Genomic DNA, 22,719 nt, shown 5'->3' on the forward strand with positions numbered 1-22,719 from the left:
AAACACGATGTTGAATGTGCCACGGTGATTATATATGCAAAACCTGCTTTGTCATGTTACTTAGCAAGCGTAATATGAAACCAAGTCCCCTCAGTCTGAGAAGTACATAAAAACTATAGTGTCCGCCACTTAAAAAACATTTTTCAAAATGGTTCATTCCGCAACAAGACACATGTGCGATGCATAAATTTGGCCCATAAGAAAAACTGCAATATTCGCAAAATCACGCCATGTGTATACTGGAGGCCACAGCAGGGGGGATGGCGACCCACCAAAACAAACTGTGAATGGTAACAAATCCTTACTTGAAAAATTACAAAAATGGTATAGAATAATTTAGGATTGCATTATTTCTGCAATCCTAAATTAAGTTTGAGAGGATTTACAATGAGTAAAGTAAGAACACGTTTCGCACCATCACCAACTGGTCGTATGCACGTAGGTAATCTTCGTACAGCTCTTTATGCATATTTAGTAGCAAAGCATGAGGGGGGAGATTTCCTTCTTAGAATCGAAGACACAGATCAGGAGCGTCTTGTTGAGGGTGCTGTTGATATTATCTATAGAACACTTGCAGCTACAGGTCTTATCCATGATGAAGGCCCAGATAAGGACAAGGGCGTAGGACCTTATGTTCAGTCTGAACGTCAGGCTGCCGGTATTTATCTTGAGTACGCTAAGAAGCTCGTTGAAAAAGGCGAGGCATATTATTGCTTCTGTGATGATGAGCGTCTTGCAGAGTGCAAGCAGGTAATTGGCGATAAGGAAATCCATATCTATGACAAGCATTGCCTTAATCTTTCAAAGGAAGAGGTAGAGGCTAATCTTGCAGCTGGAAAGCCTTATGTTATCCGTCAGAACAATCCACGTACAGGCACAACTACATTCGTAGATGAGCTTTACGGAGAGATTACAGTAGATAATGCTGAGCTTGATGATATGATTCTTATCAAGTCTGATGGATATCCTACATACAATTTTGCCAACGTAGTAGATGATCACCTTATGGGAATCACTCACGTTGTTCGTGGTAATGAATACATTTCTTCTTCACCAAAATACAATCGTCTTTATGAGGCATTTGGTTGGGAAGTACCTAAGTACATTCACTGCCCACTTATCACAAATGAGGAGCACCAGAAGCTTTCTAAGCGTTCAGGTCACTCTTCATACGAGGATTTAATCGAGCAGGGCTTCCTTACAGAGGCTGTTGTTAACTTCGTTGCTTTACTTGGTTGGTCACCAGAAAATGATAACGAGATTTTCTCTTTAGAGGAGCTTGTTAAGGAGTTTGATTATCACCGTATTTCAAAGTCACCTGCTGTATTCGATATCACAAAGCTTAAGTGGATGAACGGCGAGTACATGAAGGCTATGGACTTTGATAAGTTCTACGAGATGGCTGAGCCATATCTTAAGGAATACATCAAGGGTGATTATGACCTTAAGAAGATTGCGAAGATGGTTCAGACAAGAATCGAAATCTTCCCAGACATCAAAGATCATGTTGATTTCTTTGATGCTGTACCAGAGTATGACAGCGCAATGTATACTCATAAGAAAATGAAGACAAATGAGGAGTCTTCCCTTGCAGTTCTCAAGGAGCTTTTACCAGTTCTTGAGGCACAGGATGATTATTCAAACGATGCTCTTTACGCACTTCTTTCTGGATTTGCATCAGAGCATGAATATAAAAATGGATACGTTCTCTGGCCAGTGCGTACTGCAGTTTCAGGAAAGCAGATGACACCAGGCGGTGCAACAGAGCTTATGGAAATCCTTGGTAAAGAGGAATCTATTAAACGTATCAAAGCAGCTATTGAAAAGCTTTCTTAATTAAATAATAAGGCTTGGGAACCTTAGATTTACTTTGAGTGCGACTATTAGGAGGAAAATGGAGCTTAATAGTAGCCAATCAGAAGCAGTGAAGCATGTTGATGGACCATGCTTAGTTTTGGCAGGTCCAGGAAGTGGCAAGACTGCCGTTTTAACTACACGAGTATTTGAACTCATCAAATCTGGTATCCCAGCTCACGAGATTTTAGTAATCACATTTACTAAAGCTGCAGCTATTGAAATGAAGGAACGTTTCGATAGGTTATCAGATGATATTTATTCTGTGACCTTCGGAACGTTCCATTCTTTGTTTTGGGGGATTTTACAGAAGGAGAAAGGTTATAGGTCTTCTGATATTTTAATGGGAAGCGCCAGAAGTAAGCTTCTAAAACAGGCAATGAGCATTGCTGGATTTGCAGAAGATGATAATGTCCTTTTGAATGGACTTTCCCAAGAATTATCTAGATACAACAACGCTAGCTGTAGCTTGGCTGAGTATATGCCTAAATATGTTGATAGAGAAGAGCTGAGAGCCTTTGAAAAAGCCTACGAAGGACTAAAAGAAAAATATAGGCTGATTGATTTTGATGATATGCTGACAAAGGCATATCACATGTTTGTCACGCAACCTGATGTTCTTGCAAAATGGCAGGAGAGATATAAGTATTTTCTTGTTGATGAAATGCAGGATATGAATGATATACAGTTCAAGCTGATGATGCTAATTTCGGCTAAGACTAGAAATATATTTGGAGTTGGTGATGATGATCAATCCATTTATGGTTTTAGAGGCGCTAATCCAAGGCTGATGCAAAGATTTTTGGAAGAATATCCAGATGCTAAGCAAATCCTGCTTGATTACAATTATCGCAATCCCTTAAATGTAGTGAAAACTGCGGGAAATCTTATATCTAACAACAAAAACAGATTCCAAAAGATAATAAAAGGAACAGCAGCTGATGGACTCATAGAGATTAATGAGTATAAAAATGAAGAAGAAGAGGCAGAAGCTATTTATATTAGGATAAAAAAGCTAATTGATGAAGGCGTGCAATACGATGAAATAGCAATATTGTATCGAAATCATTCAGATGCCAGGTTTTTAGTTAATAAAATGCTTACTTCTAAAATGCCTTTCTATTTAAAGGAGCAAATGCCTAATATTTATACCCATTTTATTATTAATGATTTGGAGGCTTATTTTCAGATTGCTATAGGAAATTCCACTAGAGCGAGGCTTTTATCGATAATAAATAGACCCAACAGATATTTGCACAGGCGAAGTGTGGAAGAAGGAAATGATTTTAGGGGGATGCTTGATTTCTACAGGGATAATCCATCTTGTTACAGAGCTGTCGAGGCTTTGGCTTCCGATATAAGACTGATTTCTAAAATGTCGCCATGCGCCGCAATTAATTATATTAAAAATGTAATGGGATACGGTGCCTTTTTGAAGGAGGAGGCTTATAGAAATGAGGCTGATTTTAGCGAGTATCAAATGATTTTAGACTTTATTCTCACAGTATTTAAGGGGCTTAGGACTATCAAGCAGGCTATAGATTTATTGAATGAGCTGAGGCTTAAAATTGATTATGAAAATAAAACAAGAAATGTTGATAAAGGCGGTAAAATCGGCATGTACACACTGCATTCCAGCAAAGGACTGGAGTTTAAAAACGTTTTTATTGTAGAAGCTAATGAAGGAATAATTCCTACAAATAAAGTGGAATCAAAGGATGATATAGAAGAGGAGCGACGATTGTTTTATGTTGGCGTTACCAGGACTAAGAGAAACCTGTTTTTGGGCTATACAAACAAAAAAAATCGGGATAAATCCCGATTTTTAGATGAGCTAAATTATTCATCAGCTAAGTCTTCGCCGTAGATTTCGTCGAATTTAGCAGAAACTGCTGCGTATTCTTCATCAGACTCGATGTTATCGAGAGAAGGAGCACCTGTTTCATCTTCGAAATAGCGATAGATATAAACCTCTCCGTCAGCATTAGGCTCGCCGTTTTTATCAAGAGGTAATAGTACGATATAGTCCTGATCCTCTAAATCAAATATTGTGAGAATTTCGCAGGTGACTTCAGAACCATCGTCAAGATTAAGTGTTACAACTACATCATCGTCCTCGTTGTCAACTGGGAATACTTCGTTTTGATCCATTTTTATAATCCTTCCTATTATTTTATTTGTTTAAGACATGTCCTTATGATATAATTCATCAGGAATATTGTCTAGTATTAAAATAGTTTAGACCTATATTTTATCAAAAATCACACAATTTATCTGAAGTGAGGCATATTATGAAAATTTCCAAGGGCGATTTTAGAGAATATGGACCAAGAATTATAAGTAAAAATTCTGTCGTTCTTACAGTTTCAATTAAGTCATATACGAGGGATGCATCAATTCTTGTATACAATAAAACCACAAAAAAACAGCTTCAAGAAATAAATCTTACTAGCGAATATGGAATTGGTCGTGTGTATTCGGTAGTTCTTTCAGATGTGGATGTTGATAATATATGCTATTTGATTAAGGAAGATGAGAATATTTACGTTGATCCATTTGCTACAGCCATTGTAGGCAGGGACAAATGGGCTGATGTTAGTGGCAGAGAGAAGCATGGTTTTAAGATATACTCTGGTATCTCTCATCTCAGTGAAGATTGGAAAGATGAAAAGGTGGAGATAGCACCTTCAGATATGGTTCTTTACAAGCTGCATATGAGGGGCTTTACTGCTGGAAGTGGTGTTACTAAGGCAAAGGTAGGCAGCCACAAAGGTCTTATTTCAAAGCTTCCATATATTAAAGAATTGGGCATTACCAGTATCGAGATTATGCCTGTTTATGATTTCGAGGAGCTTTTCCTTGATAAAAAGATGAATATTTCCCCTAAAGGAAAAATTACAGAGGCTTTAGAATACTCTGGCAAGAAGAACTATTGGGGCTTTGGAGAAGCCTTTTATTTCGCACCGAAGGCATCTTATTTTGGCGATGCTAAGACACCCGCAGATGGCATGAGAGACATGATTGCCACTCTCCATTCGAATGGAATCGAAGTAGTTATGGAGATGGCTTTTGCTGTTGAGACATCTGATGAGGTCATTATTGAGTGTCTCAAGTACTATGTTAGATATTTCCACGTAGATGGTTTCCACATTGTTGGCTGCAATGCACCAATCAAAAGAATTGCTGAGGAACCATATCTTGCAGATACCAAGATTTTCTATGAGTACATTCCAGAGGAAGTTCTTGTAAATGAAAAGGGCAAGAAGCACTTATTTGTTTACAACGATTCCTTCATGAATGTTACAAGACAGATTGAAAACCATATGAATGGAAGCATGGTTCAATTTGCTAATCACATGCGCAGACAGAACGCTTCCTATGGTTTTGTTAACTATATGGCAAATGTTAATGGCTTTTCTTTATGGGATTCTTACTCATATGGAGAAAAGCACAATTTTGACAATGGTGAAGACAACAGAGACGGAACCAATAATAACTATTCTTTCAACTATGGAATTGAAGGAAAGACTACAAATAGAATCATAAATTCTAACAGATTTAGAGAAATGAGAAATGCTTTCACAGCACTTCTTATGTCTCAAAGTGTTCCTCTATTCGTAGCAGCAGATGAAGCGGCAGCTACCCATTTAGGAAACAACAATCCATATTGTCAGGATAATAAAGTAGGATATACTGTATTTTCCAAGACAAAAAATAAAGAAGCTTTAACAGGATTTGTTAAACAGCTTGTTGAATTTAGAAAGAACCACAAGTGCCTTAGAATCGAAGAGCCATTTTATATGAATGACTACAGACATTTGGGGCTCCCAGATATGTCATTCCACGGAACAGAGCCTTGGATGATGTCTATTGGAGAGGAGCAGAAGGCTCTTGGTGTGCTATATAATGGCGCTTATGTTGACGAAGATGAAGAGGTATTCGTTTGCTACAACTTCCACTATGACAGTGTTAGTATGGCACTTCCTCTTTTAGCGCCTGGAAAACGATGGCGTCTATGCTTTAACACCGCAGATTACGTGGATGAAGATTTTTCACCAAAGCCAATACATGATCAGCAATCCATCATTGTGCCTGGCAATTCAATAAGTGTTTTGGTTGGTTTAAAGCTAGTAAAGGGTAAGAATTAATGAAAGCCTGGCAGCATTTTAAAACTATTACACATCACAGACATCTTGTTATGAAGGGGTGCTTTGCAGTAGGACTCTACAAGCAAGGCTTGCTTCACGATTTGTCAAAGTATTCGCCAGTTGAATTTTTGGTTGGTGCTAAATACTATCAGGGCGATAAGAGCCCAAATAACGCTGAAAGAGAAGCTACAGGCGTTTCTCTTGCTTGGTTACATCATAAAGGACGTAATAAGCATCATTTTGAATATTGGATTGATTATGGGCTGGAATCAGGTCATCAGATGTGTGGCATGAAGATGCCTGTAAATTATGTGGTTGAAATGTATTGCGACAGAGTTGCAGCGTGTAAGAACTACCAAAAGGAAGCTTACACCGATTCCAGTGCACTTGAATACTACAACAAAGGCAAGGGCAAGTATCTTATGCATGAGGAGACAGCCGCCCTGTTAGAAGATATGCTTAACCACTTGGCTAAATATGGTGAAAAAGCTACAAATGAATATATTCGTAGAAATATTTTACATAACAAATAATGGAGACAGATAAATGGAAAAGGAAAGAAAAGTATTATATTCTGGTATGCAGGCTACAGGTAAGCTTACCATTGGAAACTATATTGGAGCACTTAAAAACTGGGTTAATTTACATGAGGACTACGATTGCTTCTTTGGCGTAATGGATTTACACTCACTTACAGTTCGCCAGAACCCTACAGAATTCAAGCAGAACGCAAGAAGAATTTACACACAGTATGTTGCAGCTGGTCTTGATCCTAAGAAAAACTGCATTTACTTCCAGTCTCACGTATCTGCACATGCAGAACTTGGCTGGATTTTAGACTGCTTTACATACATGGGCGAGCTTAACCGTATGACACAGTTCAAAGATAAATCAGCTAAGCATGCAGATAATATCAATGCTGGTTTATTTACATATCCAGCGCTTATGGCCGCAGATATTCTTCTTTATCAGTCAGATCTAGTTCCAATCGGTTCTGATCAGAAGCAGCATCTTGAAATCTGCCGTGACGTTGCAGAGCGTTTTAACAACATTTATGGCGATGTATTTACTATTCCTGAGGGATATTTCCCTAAGGCTGGTGCAAGAATTATGTCTCTTGCTGAGCCTACAAAGAAGATGTCAAAATCAGATGAAAATGTTAATGCAACAATCTACCTTGTAGACGACAGAGACACAATAATCAGAAAGTTTAAGAAGGCTGTAACTGACTCTGATGCAGAGGTTAGATACGATGTTGCTAACAAGCCAGGCGTTTCAAATCTTATGGAAATCTATGGCGTTGTAACAGACAAATCTATGGATGAAGTAGCAAAAGAATTTGAGGGAAAAGGCTATGGCGATTTCAAGCTTGCTGTAGGTGAGGCAGTAGCAGATATGCTCGCTCCATTCCATGAAAGATGTGCAGAGCTTGAAAAAGATAAGACATTTATCAATGAATGCATTAAAGAAAATGCTGAAAAGGCATCATATTTTGCTAATAAGACATTACGTAAGGTTCATAAGAAGCTTGGGCTTACAGAGCGTATTCGTTAGTCGCATTACAATTTAACTTGAATATCGAAGACGGGTGTGATAATATAACACTCGTCTTTTTTATTTAATCAATATAAATTCCCCAAGGAGTTAAATTGTATAGTGTTATTAATACCGCTACCATTTATGGTATCGATTCTAAAATGATATCTGTTGAAGCAGATATTTCTGAAGGTATGCCCATTTTTGAGATGGTGGGATATCTTTCATCGGAGGTGAAGGAGGCAAAGGAACGGGTTCGTTCTGCTATGAAAAATGCAGGCTATGCACTTCCAATCAAACGTATTACCGTTAATCTATCCCCAGCAAGCATCAGAAAAACAGGAGCAGGCTTTGATTTGCCTATTGCAGTAGCCATTTTATCGGCCATAGGAATAATTGAATGCGAAAGGCTGGCTTCTATATGTATTTGCGGAGAAATTGGCTTAGATGGCAAAATTCAGCCAATAAACGGTGTTTTATCTATGGCTATAGAGGCAAAACGTAATGGACTAGAGATAATCATGGTTCCAAAGCAGAATTTGGTGGAGGCTAAATTGGTTTCTGATTTAGTTTGCATTGGAGTGGAAAATGTAAGTGAAGTTATAGAAATTTTGAATTCAGGTGATTTTCAGACTAATGGAGAGCTGCTAGCTGAACCTTGTGTTTCAGAGCTTCATTATCAATATGATTTCGAAATGATTAATGGCCAGCAGGCGCTAAGAAGAGCTTGCGAAGTTTCTATTTCAGGTATGCATAATATGCTTATGGTAGGGCCTCCAGGAGCAGGTAAATCAATGATTGCAAAGTGCATCCCATCTATACTGCCGCCGATGGATAGTGATGAACAGCTTGAATTGTCAAAAATATATTCAGTCTGCGGAATGTTTGATGAAAGACAGGGGCTGATAAAGGCGCGTCCTTTTAGAAGTCCTCATCATACAGTGTCTCCACAAGGCCTTGTGGGAGGTGGCCAAAATCCTCATCCAGGAGAAATATCCCTGGCGCATAGAGGTGTTTTGTTTTTAGATGAGCTTACAGAATTTAATAAGAGCACTCTTGAAATCCTAAGGCAGCCTCTTGAAGATAAGAAGGTTCATATTTCCAGGGCCGCAGGAAGCTTTACATATCCAGCGGACTTTGTAATGGTGGCGGCAATGAATCCATGTTCATGCGGATATTATCCTGACTTAAATAGGTGCCACTGCACAAGACAGTCTATCCAAAGATATTTGTCTAGGATATCTCAGCCGCTTTTAGACAGAATTGATATTTGTGTTGAGGCGCCAACCCTTAATTATAGCCAGATAGTCAGCAAAAATAAGAACGAAAGCTCTAAAGATATTAGGGACAGAGTAATGGCCTGCCATAAAATGCAAAGGGACAGATACTTAAACTATGATTTTAAATTTAACAGTCAGATTCCAAGCAGCCTGATTGATAAGTTTTGCAAGTTGGATGAGGAAAAGAGCATCTATATGTCTGCAATGTATGAAAAATACTCATTAACTGCCAGAACGTATCATAAAGTCCTTAGAGTAGCAAGGACTATAGCTGATTTGGACAGCAGCGAAGAAATCGGGTTTGATCATCTTAATGAGGCATTGTGCTATAGAGGATTAGATAAAAGATATTGGGAGGCAGGGGTATAATGGAAAACTATTTATATGAGTTTTGGCTTCTTAAAAACGAGGACATTTCATATGGAAAGAAAGCTAAACTAGTGGATTATTTTTATGACAGCTATAATCTTTATCATGCATCAAAGAGTGAGCTTATTAATTCCAATCTGTTTGAACCTGCAAATCTCGAAGCATTTCTGGCAAATAAAGCAAAATTTGATATAGAAAGTGAATACGAGCTATTTGCCAGCACACCATTTTCCTATATAACAATTGAAAATCCCGCTTATCCATCAAAACTTAAAAATATTTATGACCCACCATATGGGCTGTTTTATATTGGAAAACTTCCAAGCTTTTATAAAACGGTATCTATAGTCGGTGCCAGAAGATGCAGTGCTTACGGCAAGCGAATGGCCCTTGAATTAGGCGAAAAGCTTGGAACTAATGGATTTACAGTGATTAGCGGCATGGCAAGAGGAATTGATTCATACGCCCATAGGGGATGCCTTGACAAAAATGGTATTACCGCGGCAGTTTTAGGCAGCGGATGTGATGTGATTTATCCTACAGACAACAGGCAGCTTTATTCGGATATTATATCTGGAGGAGGTGCTGTTATCTCAGAATATCAAATTGGGACAAGTCCAGTGGCAATGAATTTTCCTCGAAGAAACAGAATTGTTTCAGCACTTTCTGATGTGGTGATAGTGATAGAGGCAAGAGATAAATCCGGCTCCCTTATTACTGCAGATTTTGCGTTAGAACATGGAAAGGACATCTATGTGACACCAGGAAGAATTGGAGACTCATTGAGCCTTGGCACTAATAGATTGATTTCTCAGGGGGCAGGGGTAATATATGATACTGATGCTTTTGTAGGAGAAATGCTTGAAAGATATGGTGAAAAAGCAAATGCTGTGACTAAATCTAGCTCTAATAAGTGCATCCTTAGCCCGGAGCAAAAGAAAGTGTATGATTTGTTTGATGATTATCCAAAAAGTATATCTACAGTATTGGAAGAGAGCGGCATGGATTATCTGAAGCTTCTATCCCTCGTGTTTTCCCTAGAAAAGCTGGGAATGTTAGCGGAAGTCTTCAAAAATAATTATACGAAGGTGGCTTGATTTGTACCTAGATTTTATAATCTTTTTTGAATTGTTTCTTCAATAAACATAATTTTTTCTTGAAAATACAAAAATATTGTTGTATAGTGAAGAACGATTTCTATTTACATCTGATTTATCACGGTTTGATATTTCTTTAGAGATTTACATATATAGATGTTTTATAGATGGCTTAATATAAGTTATTAGGAGCGATTAAATGGCAAAGAATCTAGTTATTGTTGAGTCGCCTGCAAAGGTGCACACTATTAAGAAATTTTTAGGAAGCAGTTATGAAGTTATGGCTTCCCAAGGACATGTTAGGGATATGCCAAAAAGTCAGCTTGGTTTTGATCCTGAAAATGATTTTGAGCCTAAATATATTACAATTCGAGGAAAGGGAGAACTTCTTGCTGCTCTCAGAAAAGAAGTTAAGAAAGCAGATAAAATATATCTGGCAACTGATCCCGACCGTGAGGGAGAAGCTATTTCATGGCATCTTACTCACGCCCTCAATTTGCAAGATAAAAAGGTATACAGAATTACATTTAACGAAATTACAAAAACTGCTGTTAAGAATTCACTTAAGAATCCACGTGAAATTGATATGGATCTTGTTGATGCGCAGCAGGCAAGACGTATGCTCGACAGAATGGTAGGTTATAAGATCTCGCCACTTCTATGGGCAAAGGTTAAGCGCGGCCTTTCAGCTGGTCGTGTTCAGTCAGTAGCTCTTCGTATTATTTGCGACAGAGAAAAAGAGATAGAGCAGTTTATTCCGCAGGAATATTACACATTAGATGTTCTTCTTGATACAAAGGGTGCGAAAAAGCCTATCGTTGCCAAATACTATGGTGACAGCACTGGCAAGAAGGATATTTCTGATAAAGCTAGCCTTGATAAGATTATGGCTGAGCTTAAGGGCGCAGATTTCTCAATTGCCTCTATTAAGAGAGGAACAAGAGAGAAAAAGGTTCCACTTCCTTTTACAACTTCAACTATGCAACAGGAAGCATCAAAGGCTTTGAATTTCTCTATTCAAAAGACTATGAGTGTTGCTCAGCAGCTTTATGAAGGTGTTAGCGTAAAGGGACATGGAACTATCGGTTTGATTACATATCTTCGAACTGATTCTACAAGAGTTTCTGATGAGGCCAGAGCAGCAGCAGAGGAATTCATTACAAATAATTACGGCGAGGAATATCTTTCTGTACAGGCTGGTTCTTCAAAGAAGAATAGCGGCAAGGTTCAGGATGCCCATGAAGCAATCAGACCTGCCAATATCGAGCTTATTCCTTCTGAGATTAAGGATAGCTTAACAAGAGATCAGTTTAGACTCTATCAGCTTGTTTGGAAGCGTTTTGTTGCCAGCCAGATGGCAAATGCTGTTTATGATACAGTGTCACTTAGCGTTGAAGCTAAGAATCATGTGTTTACTGCATCCGATTCATCAATCAAGTTTGATGGATTTATGATGATTTATGTTTCTGCAGATGATGAGGAAGAATCAAAGACTCATCCACTTGCAAAGCTTACAGAAGACACAAAGCTTGAATTTAACAGCTTTGAGGAGAAGCAGCACTTTACACAGCCTGCACCTCACTTTACTGAAGCTTCACTTGTAAAGACTTTAGAGGAGCTTGGAATCGGTCGTCCAAGTACTTACTCACCAACAATCACCACATTGTTGAAACGTCATTACATTACAAAAGAAGCTAGAAACTTGTTTGTGACTGAGCTTGGAGAAGTAGTTAACTCTATTATGGTTGCTTCTTTCCCAATCATCGTTGACGATAAATTCACTGCTAACCTTGAGAAGCTTCTTGACGGAGTTGAAGAGGGAACTGTTGAGTGGAAATCTGTTGTTAGAAACTTCTATCCGGATTTGGAACAGGCGGTTGAAGTAGCAGAGGAAGAGCTTGCCAAGGTAGAAATCCACGATGAAGTAACTGATGTTATCTGCGAGGAATGCGGACGTAACATGGTTATTAAATTTGGTCCACATGGTAAGTTCCTTGCGTGCCCAGGCTTCCCTGAGTGCCGCAACACAAAGCCTTTCTTAGAAAAGATTGGCGTGCCATGTCCAAAGTGTGGCGGTGATGTGGTTATCAGAAAGTCTCAGAAGGGACGTAAATTCTTTGGATGTGCTAATCATCCAGAGTGTGATTTTATTAGCTGGTCACGTCCAACTACTGAAAAGTGCCCTAAGTGCGGTACTTACATGGTAGAAAAGGGCAATAAATTAGTTTGTGCCAACGACGAGTGCCGATTTGTGGAAAATCAGAATAAATAGTTATAATATTCTGAATTTTATTGATATTTACACAACTCGGTGGTATAATACACTCAAATGTCGCAAAATAATGTTTTTTTAATTTATTTGATTTGATTTAGGAGGAAATGATTTTTCATGAGCGTACAATTATTAGATAAGACAAGAAAGATAGGAAAGCTTCTACACAATAACAACTCTTCAAAGGTTGTATTCAACGATATCTGTTCTGTTTTGACAGAGATTCTTGATTCTTCAGTGCTTGTTATTTCAAAGAAGGGTAAAGTACTTGGCTTATCACATCTTCCAAATACTACAGAAATTGGAGAGCTTATTGTTGATGAGGTTGGTGGTTTTATTGATCCACTTCTTAACGAGAGATTACTTTCAATTCTCTCTACAAAGGAGAATGTAAACCTTAAGACATTAGGATTTGAAAAATCTGATATTGATATGTATTCAGCAATCATTGCTCCTATTGATATTGCAGGTGAGAGACTTGGTACTCTTTTTGTTTACAGATTTGACAAGCAGTATGACATTGATGACATCATTCTTACAGAGTACGGCACAACAGTCGTAGGTCTTGAAATGATGCGTTCAGTAAATGAGGAGTCAGCTGAAGAAAACCGTAAGCTTCAGGTAGTTAAGAGTGCTATTTCAACTCTTTCTTACTCAGAGCTTGAAGCTATCATCCACATCTTTGATGAATTAGATGGTAACGAAGGGGTATTGGTTGCATCAAAAATTGCCGATAGAGTAGGTATAACAAGATCAGTTATTGTAAATGCTCTTCGCAAATTTGAATCAGCAGGTGTTATCGAGTCACGTTCTTCAGGTATGAAGGGTACATACATTAAGGTATTAAACGACGTTGTATTTGATGAGCTTGATGAGATTAAAAAGAACAAATAATATAATGGATTTGTGTTTTAAAGGGACTTACAATCGTAGGTCCCTTTTTGTTTATATAAATTAGTATATAAGTCACTTTTTTCATAACTTGTTCACATTATTTGGTTAGAATTAATACAAGGTACAAAATTCACAAAAATGACACTATTTCTAGTGGGTTATTATTTCAGAATATACAATATGATGTAAAAAATACCTTGTGTTTTTTCCTATATAATTTATAATTAAAAGTAATCTAGGAGGGGTGTAAGTATGATTAGTTCAGATGCTTTTGGATTTATAAACATGCTTGATAACACTGCTGATGTCAGTTGGCAGCGTCAAACATTGATTATGAACAATATTTCAAATGATGATACACCTGGCTACAAGAGACAGGATATCGAGTTTGAAAGCGTCCTTAGAAATGAACTTATGGCTACCCATGAGAGGTCATTGGAGCGTGCTGTTAACAAGCTCGACGACGATGATAATCATGTAGAGGGTATAGAATACACAGATTATGAGAACTATTCATACAGGCTAGATGGCAACAATGTTGATATGGATACGGAAAATGTGGAGCTTGCTTCCGAGCAGCTTAGATATCAGACGTTGACCACTAGCGTTTCAAACGAAGTTAGCAGGTTTAAATCAGTACTCCAGTAATTAGTTACTATTTGATGGGGTTTTTAGGAGGTTAGCTATGGGATTATTTCAACCTTTTGATATTGCAGCTTCAGGCATGACAGCACAGCGTTTCAGGATGGATGTCATTTCAGAGAATATCGCTAATGTCAGTACAACACGTACTGAAAATGGTGGGCCTTACAGACGTAAAATTGTTACATTCGAGGAAAAACAGCTTAAAGCAGGTGTTCCTTCGTTTCGTCATATACTAAAGGATAGTACAGCTGCCTATAATGGCAATGGTGTTAAGGTTACAAAGGTTTCAGAGGATACCGAGACTGATTTTATCATGGAATATGATCCTTCGCATCCAGATGCTGATGAAAATGGCTATGTATCATATCCAAATGTTAATACAGTCACAGAAATGACTAACCTTATTGATGCCAGCCGTTCTTATGAGGCTAATGTTACAGCTTTTTCAGCTATTAAATCTATGGCACAGTCCGGAATACAGATTGGACAGTAATTGTATCAGGGCGACCTTGATTATAGGATTTAGGGGAGGAATTAGATGGACGTTACTTCAATTCAGAGCTTATACGGTAGTACACCAATCACAGCAAGCGAAACAAAGGTTGATTCCGAAAAGGGTTTTCAGAGCATGCTGAATTCAGTTATGGGGCTTTTGGATGATACCAATTCACAGATACAGGCAGCACATAAGGAAGAGGTTGCTTTTATGCTAGGTGAGACAGATAACACTCACGACCTTATGATTGCTGAACAAAAGGCTAATATAGCGCTTCAATACACTGTTGCAGTTAGAGACAGAGTAATAGAGGCTTATAACACAATAATGCAGATGCAAGTATAGTTAGGCAGGCGCTTTGCGCCGGGAGACAGTAGTGTATTTACTAACAAAGGGGAGATTATATGCCAGAACAAATTCAAGCGATACTAAATCGAATACTTGAATGGTGGAGGAAGTTTACACGGCGACAGCAGGTTTTGATTATATCAATCACTGCTGTTGTTATTGTGTCGTTCATTATTTTGGCGGTGGTTATTACTCGTCCAAATTACGTTCAGCTGATTGAATGTCAGGACGGAGCCCAAGCTGCTGCTGTCAAAGAGCTTCTTGATGGTGAAAACATAAAATACCAAACAAGTGACGACGGCTTTACATTTTATGTTGAGGACAAGGACTATGGCGATTCAAACGTAGTTTTAGGTTCCAACTCAATCCCTGCTTCTGGCTACACAATCAACGATGCTATCGACGGAAGCTTCTCTACAACAGAGGCTGATAAGCAGAAAAAATATAAGTTATATCTTGAAAATAAATTCGAAGAAGTCTTAGAGACACAGAGTATGGTTGATGATGCAACTGTTACTCTTAATATCCCAGAGCAGGATGGCACATTAATTGCAAAACAGGAGCCTTCATGGGCAACAGTCACCCTCGCCCTCAATTCACCTATCAGTGCAGAAACATCTGCAGGTCTTGCCAGATACGTTGCTACAATGCTTGGCAATGAAAACACCGAAAACATCGCTATCATGGATACTGATGGCAACATGCTTTTCTCCGGTGATGACGAGACCATGACTCTTGGCACAGCCAGTGCAAATCAGGACACTCGCGAAAAAGCCAGCACAGAAATTGCCAACAGAGTTCACACAGTTTTAGATGGAACCAATCTATACGACGATATTTCTGTCGGAGTCAATCTTTCAATGAACTTCGATGAAAATAGTTATGTTAGCTATGATTATTCTGTTGATGAGGGCCGTACAGAAGGCTATCTGGACAGCGAGTCGGGATCCAGTTCCAATTCAGTTGGTGGAGCAGGTGGTGTGCCTGGTACAGATACAAATGATGAAGACACAACATACGTAATGGACGATGGCAGCCAAACCGAAACATCTACAGAAGAATATTTCAGAGATTATCTTCCAGACGAAACAATCACTACTCACAAGGATGAAATGGGTAAGCGTGCCTTAGAAGAATCATCAATCTCTGTTACATGTAAGACATATGCTATCTACAATCAGGATAAGATGGAAGATGATGGCACCCTTGATGAACTGGGACAGACATTCGATGAATTTGTAAAAGCTAATTCTGATCCAGTGCAGATGGAAGTTTCAGATGATATTATTGAAGTAGTTGCAAGGGCCACAGGATTCCCTACTACAAGTGTTAAGGTTGTTGCTTATGAAATTCCAATGTTCCAGTATTCAGAGGGACCTGGAATCAGCATTACAGATATATTACAGATTGTTCTTGCGTTTCTTATTTTCCTTATGCTTGGCTTTGTTGTATTCAGAAGCCTTCGTACAGAGCAGGAGGAACCTGTGGAGCAGGAGCTTACAATTGACGATTTGATTGCTTCTACTCAGGAAGAGGAGGAAGAGGAATTAGAGGATATTGGCTACACTGAAAAATCAGAGGCTCGTATTCTTATTGAAAAATTTGTTGATGAAAAACCAGAGGCTGTTGCACAGCTTCTTAGAAATTGGCTAAACGAAGATTGGGGAGCATAATTTATGGCGACTGAAGATTTAAATGGCGTACAAAAAGCAGCTATACTTTTAATTGCCCTTGGTCCAGAGAAATCAGCTCAAATATTTAAGCATCTCAAGGAAGACGAAATCGAAGAATTGACTCTAGAGATAGCAAATACTAGAAGCATTTCTCCAAATCTCAAGGAAGAGGTAATTGAGGAGTTTTATCAGGTTTGTCTTGCACAGCAGTATATTGCAGAAGGTGGTATTGGCTATGCCAAAGAGCTTTTGGAAAAGGCTTTGGGCGACGACCGAGCACAGGATGTTATCACAAAGCTTACTGCCAGCTTGCAGGTTAGACCTTTCGAATTTATTCGTAAGACAGAACCTTCTCAGGTGCTTAACTTTATACAGGATGAACATCCACAGACTATCGCGATGATTCTTTCTTACCTGTCAGCAGGTCAGGCATCACTTATTATTGGAGCCCTGCCTCCTGAAAAGCAGGCTGATGTTGCAAAACGTATAGCGATGATGGATAGAACTTCGCCTGAGGTAATCAAGGAGGTTGAGCGAGTGCTTGAACGTAAGCTATCATCTCTTATCAATCAGGATTACAGTATCGCCGGAGGTGTTGATGCTGTAGTAAATATCTTGAACACCGTAGACCGTGGTACAGAAAAACGTATCATGGAGTCTTTGGAAATTGAAGAGCCAGAGCTTGCTGAAGAAATCAGAAAGAAGATGTTCGTATTCGAGGATATCTTGCTTCTTGACGATAGAGCTATTCAGCGTGTTCTTAGAGACGTTGATAACTCAGATCTTGGTGTTGCTCTTAAGGGCGCTAATGATGAAGTTCAGGCAGCTATCTTCAAGAACCTTTCATCACGTCTTGCAGCCATGATTAAAGAAGATATGGAATTCATGGGTCCTGTACGTATGAAGGACGTAGAAGAAGCACAACAGAAGATTGTAGGTATTATTAGAAAGCTGGAAGACTCTGCAGAGATTGTAATTTCAAGAGGTGGAGGAGACGAACTTGTTGTCTAGTAGAAATGTTATTTACGGATTTACTGTTGCACCTGATTCCGTTGATGAAGAAGGGGAACGCGAGAAAGCCGTAATTGACTCAAATGAGCTTGCTAAGCAAATCATTTTAAAACAAGAAAATGAATATAAGGCTAAGCTATTAGACGAGGAAAGAGAAAGACGCCTCGCAGCCATGAGAGAATCTGGAGAAGAAATCCCTGAAGGGGTGGATGCCGATGAATTCTTAGGCTTAGTGGATACCATCACTCAAACTGAGGAGCAGCCGGATATGTCTGGCCAGATTGAGGAGATGTTGGCTGAAGCCAGAGAAGAGGCTGAAAGGATTATAGCCGATGCAAATGCTCAGGCTGATGAGATTCTTTCTGCTGCTCAGCTTAATGCTGATGCCATGAAAAATCTGGCCCGGCAGGATGGTGAAAAAGCAGGCTATAACGAAGGTACCCAGCGTGCTGCGATGGAGCTTCATGATGCTCAGACTAACATGCAGGCTGAAATCGACAGAATACAGAATGAATACATGGAGCGTCAGCTTCATATGGAAAGAGAAATTTTAGACATGTGTTTGCCTGTTTTTGAGCATGTTTTTTCAGCTGAGCTTTCCGGTAGAAAAGATGTAATTTATCATCTTTTAGACCATTGTATTATGAAAATTGAACGCACTGGCCAGATGCAGATTAAAGTCAGCGATGCTAATGCGGAATTTATCAAAAGTAAGAAGGATGAAATTCAAGGAAAAATTGGCGCTGAAGTAGGGTTAGATATTATTGCTGATCCTCTTTTAAATGACAGCCAATGCATTATAGAAACAGATGGTGGCATTTTTGATTGTAGCATAGACACAGAGCTAGATAATCTCATTAGAGAGATTAGAGCCTTGAGCTAAGGAGAGAAAATGGACTCGAATTCACTGATGCAGCTTATTGAAAAGGATTATTTTAAATCCCTTGGCAAGGTTGTTAAGGTCGTAGGACTTACAATTGAATCAGTTGGACCGGAGGCAAAGCTTCGCGATTTGTGCGAGATTATTGTGGAAGGCTCCCATGAAAGAATTAAAGCAGAGGTTGTCGGATTTAAGGATAAACGTCTGCTTTTGATGCCTTATGAGAATGTTGAAGGTATTGGAGTAGGCTGTATGGTTGAAAATACTGGACATCCTCTCGAGGTTGCTGTTGGGGATGAACTTCTAGGACATCTTGTGGATGGCCTAGGTGTGCCTTCTGATGTTGATGATTTTTCTGGATTTGAGAATCTTGTTGGGTATCCTGCAGAGGCGGATCCACCTGACCCAATGTCCAGAGTTATCATAAAAGAGCCTTTATCACTTGGCGTAAAGGCTGTGGATGGCCTTATCACTGTTGGTAAGGGGCAGAGAATTGGTATATTTGCAGGCTCAGGTGTTGGTAAATCAACACTTATGGGTATGTTTGCAAGAAATACAAAGGCGGAGATAAATGTTATTGCGCTTATTGGCGAGCGTGGTCGAGAAGTTAGAGAGTTCGTTGAAAACGACTTGGGACCAGAAGGTATGGCTCGCTCAGTGGTTGTTTGTGCCACAAGCGATAAACCAGCACTTATCAGAAAAAAAGCTGCGTTGACTGCGACGGCTATAGCTGAATACTTTAGAGACCAGGGAAGGGATGTTCTTCTTATGATGGATTCCCTCACTCGTTTTTCTATGGCACAGCGCGAGATAGGCCTGGCATCAGGCGAGCCTCCTGTTACTAGAGGTTATCCACCGTCAGTATATTCTGAAATGCCTCGCCTTTTAGAGAGAGCTGGAAATGCTGCTGTTGGCTCTATTACAGGGCTTTATACAGTCCTTGTAGATGGTGATGATTTTAATGAGCCTATCACCGATACAGCTCGTTCTATTTTAGACGGACATATTATGCTAAATCGTAAGTTGGCACAGAAAAATCATTATCCTGCTATTGATGTGCTTCAGTCTATTTCCAGAGTTATGTCCGCTGTGGCAACCCCAGAGCATAAAGCTGTTGCTGGAAAGCTGAAAAATGTTTTGGCCACTTATCAAGAGGCTGAAGATTTGATAAATATTGGCGCATATAAAAATGGTTCAAATAAATCTATTGATTACGCTATCAAAAAGATAGACGCTGTTAATGCTTTCTTGTTACAGCAAACCCATGACAAATTTGAGTATGACGATATCATTGCTCAGATGACTGCTATTTTTGAGGATTAGAGGTAGCTTATGGCAAAGTTTGTTTATAGGATGCAAAATATCCTGGAATTAAAACAAAAGCTCGAAGAGCAGGAAAAAGCAAACTTTGGCATGGCAACTGCGCGCTTTAACGAGGAGCAGCAAAAGCTTCGAGAATTAATGGTTAAGCAGGCGGGGTATGAAAAAAGGCTCAAGGAATTGTCCGTTGGAACAATTGATATAAAAGAGATTAAGACCTGTAAAAATGCAATTACATCTATGAAGGTAGCTTTGAGGGACCAAATGATTGTCTTATCAAAGGCGCAAAAAGCAATGGAGCTTGCTAGAAAAAAGCTTAATGAAGTGATGATGGAAAGAAAAATGCATGAAAAGCTTAGAGAGCATGCCTTTGAGGAATTCTTAGATGAAATTGATTATGAAGAAAGTAAGATCACTGACGAATTAGTTAGTTACTCATATTTTAATGCAGAAAAAGAGGAAGAATAGTTATGGCAGATGTTACAGAAGAAGTAAAGGAAAGTCCTGAGGACAAAAAGGCTGCGAAAAAGGCTGCCAAGGAGGCTAAAAAAGCTGAAAAACTGGCTCGTAAGGAAGCAAAAAAGAATGGTGAGGCATTACCTGAAGATGAGGAGAGCCTGGGTGTTGTAGGGCATCTTATCATGGGCTTTGTTGTACTTCTCATTCTCTTAATATGGCTTGTCATATTTGCATTTCTAGTAAAAATGGATGTGGGCGGTTTTGGTTCGACCGTTCTTTTTCCTGTGCTTAAAGATGTTCCATACGTTAATAGAATCCTTCCTGGTATAGAGGAATACATTCCTGAAGAAGAGGAAGAAGAATTGCCATATAAAACTGTTGAAGAGGCAGTTGATAGAATAAAAGAGCTTGAGGTGGAAATAGAACAGCTTAAGGCTGACGGTTCTGCCAACAGCGATTATATTGCTGAGCTTGAGGCGGCATCTGCGGAGCTGGCTGAATATAAGGCAAACGAGGCTGCATTTGAGGAAGAAAAAGAAAAATTTTACGAAGAGGTTGTTTTTTCGGACAATGCACCCGATATAAAAGAATATAAGACATACTATGAGTCTATTGCGCCCGAAAATGCAGAGGCAATCTACAAACAGGTTGTTTCTCAATTGCAGACAGATGCTGAAATCGAGGATTATGTTAAGACATACTCCAGCATGAAGCCTAAAAATGCAGCTGCCATATTTGACACTATGACAGATGATTTTGATCTTGTATGTGAGATATTAGCATCAATGGACGCTGCTACAAGAGCAGATATTCTTTCTGCCATGAGCGAAGAAAATGCAGCAATTTTAACAAAGATGATGGAACCTTAGATTCTTAGAAGTCTTATAGTAGCTTGAAAACAAAATAGGTGAAAGGAGGAAAATACATGACAAGTAGCAATGTTTCCAACTTGCTCATTCAGGTAAGCAACATCAGTGTAGAGATGCCAGATTCGAAAATGGCTTCCCAGCCTGCTGGTGGCTTATTTGAAAAGACTTTGCAAAACGTTGCTGATTCTAATGTATCTGTGAAGACTACTCCAGGAGACACAGTTTCTAAATCTGGCAAAAGCGAGATAGAAACTGCAGCTGCAAAGCTAAGTAAGACCAAAGAAGCTACAGGAAAGCCACAAGAGGAGCAACCATCTACGGATGCCGAAGTTGTTTCTAAGGTTGAAGAAGTAGTATCTGAGGTGAAGGAAATCATCGAAGAAGAGCTTGGAGTTACTGAGGAAGATATTGAAAATGCAATGGAAACCTTAGGGCTCACAATTATCGATTTACTTAATCCACAAAACTTGGCAGAGGTAGTAGCGAACCTTACAAATCAAGAGGATTCTATTTCTCTTGTAATGAGTGAGGAATTCAAGAACATTTTAGATGCAGTAACAGATTTGTCAGAGCAGTTATTTACCGACACCGGCTTAGATTTTAAAGCTATCAAGGAGATGTTTTTAGAAGCTGGCCAATTACCAGTGCAAGAACCTGTTGAAATGACAGAAGTGATGCCACAGGTAGAAATTCCTAATACTGAGATAGAATCGGAAACTACAATCACAGTAGAGGAAATTACAGATGAGCCGATTTTAGAAGCTATTCCGATACCTGTAGAACCTAAGAAAGCAGATGAGACAAAAGCTGTAGATGTTAAAACAGATGACATAGAGGCGACATCTTCTAAGGAAGAGGAACCTGTTTCAGTTTTAACTAAGACAGAGGACAAACAGGATGCTCCAAAAAAGGAGAATCAAGAATTTACAAACAACAAAGACTTTAATCAGCAGTTAAAGAATACAAAAGTTGAGATTAAAGGCGATTCTGAACCTGTAATTAGAGCGGAAAATGCTGTATTTACACAGCCTAGGGAGGACGTACAGTTCTTGCCAAAGGAACAGATTGTAGCTTTACCAACTGGTGAAACAGTTACAACTGAAGAAATTGTAAATCAGTTTATTGAGCAGGCCAGAGTATTAAACGACGCCGAGACAACCACAATGGAAATGACACTTAACCCAGAAGGTTTAGGAAAGATTTTCATGGAGGTTACTCAAAAGGGTGATGAAATTACTGCAAAAATCTTTACAGAGAACGATGCAGTAAAGCAGGCTCTTGAAACACAAATGGCTAACCTTCGATTCGAGGTTAATCAGACTTCTACTAAAGTTACTTCCATCGAAGTTTCAGTAGGAGCCCATGAATTCGAAAGAAATCTTGAAGAAGATGCCAAAGGTGATGAGAGAAGAGAAAATCAGACAGAGCAGTCTCAGAAGAGAAGCTCTAGAATCAATCTTAACAGCTTAGACGATTTAAGCGGATTGATGTCTGACGAAGATATGCTTATCGCTCAAATGATGAAGGATAATGGAAATACATTAGACTTCCAGGCGTAAAAGGAGAGG

General features: G+C 39.1%; 20 protein-coding genes. 19 read left to right on the plus strand and 1 reads right to left on the minus strand.

Annotation, left to right across the window (positions count from 1 at the left end; translation table 11 throughout):
- Positions 1 to 387: 387 nt before the first annotated feature.
- Together gltX and T498_RS0112830 are read left to right on the plus strand one after the other, a co-directional pair.
- A complete protein-coding gene (gene gltX / locus T498_RS0112825) occupies positions 388 to 1,836 on the plus strand; it encodes a glutamate--tRNA ligase (protein WP_028236263.1) in 1,449 nt (482 codons plus the stop codon).
- 58 nt (positions 1,837 to 1,894) lie between these two features.
- Positions 1,895 to 3,721, plus strand: a complete 1,827-nt coding sequence (locus T498_RS0112830) for an ATP-dependent helicase (RefSeq protein WP_028236264.1) — start codon at positions 1,895 to 1,897, stop codon at positions 3,719 to 3,721.
- On the opposite strand, the gene T498_RS0112835 is transcribed toward T498_RS0112830, so the two are convergent.
- Complete coding sequence (locus T498_RS0112835; RefSeq protein WP_028236265.1) at positions 3,694 to 4,005, minus strand: DUF1292 domain-containing protein; 312 nt, start codon at positions 4,003 to 4,005, stop codon at positions 3,694 to 3,696. The genes T498_RS0112830 and T498_RS0112835 overlap by 28 nt on opposite strands.
- Before the next feature lie 140 nt (positions 4,006 to 4,145).
- Here T498_RS0112835 and T498_RS0112840 point away from each other — a divergent pair, with 140 nt between their 5' ends.
- The 17 genes from T498_RS0112840 (at position 4,146) to T498_RS0112920 (ending at position 22,710) form a co-directional block, all read left to right on the plus strand.
- Complete coding sequence (locus T498_RS0112840) at positions 4,146 to 6,002, plus strand: alpha-amylase family glycosyl hydrolase (RefSeq protein WP_028236266.1); 1,857 nt, start codon at positions 4,146 to 4,148, stop codon at positions 6,000 to 6,002.
- The gene (locus tag T498_RS0112845; RefSeq protein ID WP_028236267.1) at positions 6,002 to 6,535 is read left to right on the plus strand and encodes a DUF5662 family protein; all 534 of its coding nucleotides are present in this window, start codon (positions 6,002 to 6,004) and stop codon (positions 6,533 to 6,535) included. The genes T498_RS0112840 and T498_RS0112845 overlap by 1 nt, the downstream gene beginning before the upstream one ends.
- A 13-nt stretch (positions 6,536 to 6,548) precedes the next feature.
- The gene (trpS, locus tag T498_RS0112850) at positions 6,549 to 7,556 is read left to right on the plus strand and encodes a tryptophan--tRNA ligase (protein WP_028236268.1); all 1,008 of its coding nucleotides are present in this window, start codon (positions 6,549 to 6,551) and stop codon (positions 7,554 to 7,556) included.
- A 95-nt stretch (positions 7,557 to 7,651) separates the two neighbouring features.
- Positions 7,652 to 9,187 carry a YifB family Mg chelatase-like AAA ATPase gene (locus tag T498_RS0112855; protein ID WP_028236269.1) on the plus strand — a complete coding sequence of 512 codons (1,536 nt, stop codon included), beginning with the start codon at positions 7,652 to 7,654 and terminating at the stop codon, positions 9,185 to 9,187.
- A complete protein-coding gene (gene dprA / locus T498_RS0112860; protein WP_028236270.1) occupies positions 9,187 to 10,284 on the plus strand; it encodes a DNA-processing protein DprA in 1,098 nt (365 codons plus the stop codon). Before T498_RS0112855 ends, dprA begins: the two co-directional genes overlap by 1 nt.
- A 199-nt stretch (positions 10,285 to 10,483) precedes the next feature.
- The gene (gene topA / locus T498_RS0112865) at positions 10,484 to 12,556 is read left to right on the plus strand and encodes a type I DNA topoisomerase (RefSeq protein ID WP_028236271.1); all 2,073 of its coding nucleotides are present in this window, start codon (positions 10,484 to 10,486) and stop codon (positions 12,554 to 12,556) included.
- A gap of 117 nt (positions 12,557 to 12,673) precedes the next feature.
- Positions 12,674 to 13,450, plus strand: a complete 777-nt coding sequence (codY, locus tag T498_RS0112870) for a GTP-sensing pleiotropic transcriptional regulator CodY (protein ID WP_028236272.1) — start codon at positions 12,674 to 12,676, stop codon at positions 13,448 to 13,450.
- A 252-nt stretch (positions 13,451 to 13,702) separates the two neighbouring features.
- Positions 13,703 to 14,098 carry a flagellar basal body rod protein FlgB gene (flgB, locus tag T498_RS0112875; protein WP_028236273.1) on the plus strand — a complete coding sequence of 132 codons (396 nt, stop codon included), beginning with the start codon at positions 13,703 to 13,705 and terminating at the stop codon, positions 14,096 to 14,098.
- 37 nt (positions 14,099 to 14,135) lie between these two features.
- Entirely contained in the window at positions 14,136 to 14,588 is a 453-nt protein-coding gene (flgC, locus tag T498_RS0112880) for a flagellar basal body rod protein FlgC (RefSeq protein ID WP_028236274.1), read from the plus strand.
- A gap of 45 nt (positions 14,589 to 14,633) precedes the next feature.
- Positions 14,634 to 14,936, plus strand: coding sequence for a flagellar hook-basal body complex protein FliE (gene fliE / locus T498_RS0112885; protein WP_028236275.1), 303 nt, complete (start codon positions 14,634 to 14,636; stop codon positions 14,934 to 14,936).
- A gap of 59 nt (positions 14,937 to 14,995) precedes the next feature.
- Positions 14,996 to 16,612: a flagellar M-ring protein FliF C-terminal domain-containing protein gene (locus T498_RS0112890; RefSeq protein WP_028236276.1), complete on the plus strand. Its 1,617-nt coding sequence runs from the start codon at positions 14,996 to 14,998 to the stop codon at positions 16,610 to 16,612.
- A gap of 3 nt (positions 16,613 to 16,615) precedes the next feature.
- Positions 16,616 to 17,623: a flagellar motor switch protein FliG gene (gene fliG, locus T498_RS0112895; protein ID WP_028236277.1), complete on the plus strand. Its 1,008-nt coding sequence runs from the start codon at positions 16,616 to 16,618 to the stop codon at positions 17,621 to 17,623.
- The gene (locus T498_RS16380) at positions 17,616 to 18,506 is read left to right on the plus strand and encodes a FliH/SctL family protein (protein ID WP_051524802.1); all 891 of its coding nucleotides are present in this window, start codon (positions 17,616 to 17,618) and stop codon (positions 18,504 to 18,506) included. The genes fliG and T498_RS16380 overlap by 8 nt, the downstream gene beginning before the upstream one ends.
- Positions 18,507 to 18,515: 9 nt before the next feature.
- Positions 18,516 to 19,826, plus strand: a complete 1,311-nt coding sequence (fliI, locus tag T498_RS0112905) for a flagellar protein export ATPase FliI (RefSeq protein ID WP_028236279.1) — start codon at positions 18,516 to 18,518, stop codon at positions 19,824 to 19,826.
- A gap of 9 nt (positions 19,827 to 19,835) precedes the next feature.
- Positions 19,836 to 20,291 carry a flagellar export protein FliJ gene (gene fliJ, locus T498_RS0112910; protein ID WP_028236280.1) on the plus strand — a complete coding sequence of 152 codons (456 nt, stop codon included), beginning with the start codon at positions 19,836 to 19,838 and terminating at the stop codon, positions 20,289 to 20,291.
- A gap of 2 nt (positions 20,292 to 20,293) precedes the next feature.
- Positions 20,294 to 21,151 (plus strand): MotE family protein, encoded by an 858-nt coding sequence (locus T498_RS0112915; RefSeq protein WP_028236281.1) that lies wholly within the window; start codon positions 20,294 to 20,296, stop codon positions 21,149 to 21,151.
- A 56-nt stretch (positions 21,152 to 21,207) separates the two neighbouring features.
- On the plus strand, positions 21,208 to 22,710 hold the full coding sequence (locus T498_RS0112920; protein ID WP_028236282.1) for a flagellar hook-length control protein FliK: 1,503 nt from the start codon (positions 21,208 to 21,210) through the stop codon (positions 22,708 to 22,710).
- Positions 22,711 to 22,719: the final 9 nt, after the last annotated feature.

The sequence above is a fragment of the Pseudobutyrivibrio sp. MD2005 genome (assembly GCF_000621865.1).
Taxonomy (GTDB): Bacteria; Bacillota; Clostridia; order Lachnospirales; family Lachnospiraceae; genus Pseudobutyrivibrio.

Coding starts and splice junctions, on each gene's coding strand:
- fliG (WP_028236277.1), top strand. CDS start 16,616: ATGGCGACTGAAGATTTAAATGGCGTACAAAAAGCAGCTATACTTTTA.
- T498_RS0112835 (WP_028236265.1), bottom strand. CDS start 4,005: ATGGATCAAAACGAAGTATTCCCAGTTGACAACGAGGACGATGATGTA.
- flgB (WP_028236273.1), top strand. CDS start 13,703: ATGATTAGTTCAGATGCTTTTGGATTTATAAACATGCTTGATAACACT.
- trpS (WP_028236268.1), top strand. CDS start 6,549: ATGGAAAAGGAAAGAAAAGTATTATATTCTGGTATGCAGGCTACAGGT.
- topA (WP_028236271.1), top strand. CDS start 10,484: ATGGCAAAGAATCTAGTTATTGTTGAGTCGCCTGCAAAGGTGCACACT.
- fliJ (WP_028236280.1), top strand. CDS start 19,836: ATGGCAAAGTTTGTTTATAGGATGCAAAATATCCTGGAATTAAAACAA.
- gltX (WP_028236263.1), top strand. CDS start 388: ATGAGTAAAGTAAGAACACGTTTCGCACCATCACCAACTGGTCGTATG.
- fliE (WP_028236275.1), top strand. CDS start 14,634: ATGGACGTTACTTCAATTCAGAGCTTATACGGTAGTACACCAATCACA.
- T498_RS0112920 (WP_028236282.1), top strand. CDS start 21,208: ATGACAAGTAGCAATGTTTCCAACTTGCTCATTCAGGTAAGCAACATC.
- T498_RS0112830 (WP_028236264.1), top strand. CDS start 1,895: ATGGAGCTTAATAGTAGCCAATCAGAAGCAGTGAAGCATGTTGATGGA.
- flgC (WP_028236274.1), top strand. CDS start 14,136: ATGGGATTATTTCAACCTTTTGATATTGCAGCTTCAGGCATGACAGCA.
- dprA (WP_028236270.1), top strand. CDS start 9,187: ATGGAAAACTATTTATATGAGTTTTGGCTTCTTAAAAACGAGGACATT.
- T498_RS0112840 (WP_028236266.1), top strand. CDS start 4,146: ATGAAAATTTCCAAGGGCGATTTTAGAGAATATGGACCAAGAATTATA.
- codY (WP_028236272.1), top strand. CDS start 12,674: ATGAGCGTACAATTATTAGATAAGACAAGAAAGATAGGAAAGCTTCTA.
- fliI (WP_028236279.1), top strand. CDS start 18,516: ATGGACTCGAATTCACTGATGCAGCTTATTGAAAAGGATTATTTTAAA.
- T498_RS0112890 (WP_028236276.1), top strand. CDS start 14,996: ATGCCAGAACAAATTCAAGCGATACTAAATCGAATACTTGAATGGTGG.
- T498_RS0112845 (WP_028236267.1), top strand. CDS start 6,002: ATGAAAGCCTGGCAGCATTTTAAAACTATTACACATCACAGACATCTT.
- T498_RS0112915 (WP_028236281.1), top strand. CDS start 20,294: ATGGCAGATGTTACAGAAGAAGTAAAGGAAAGTCCTGAGGACAAAAAG.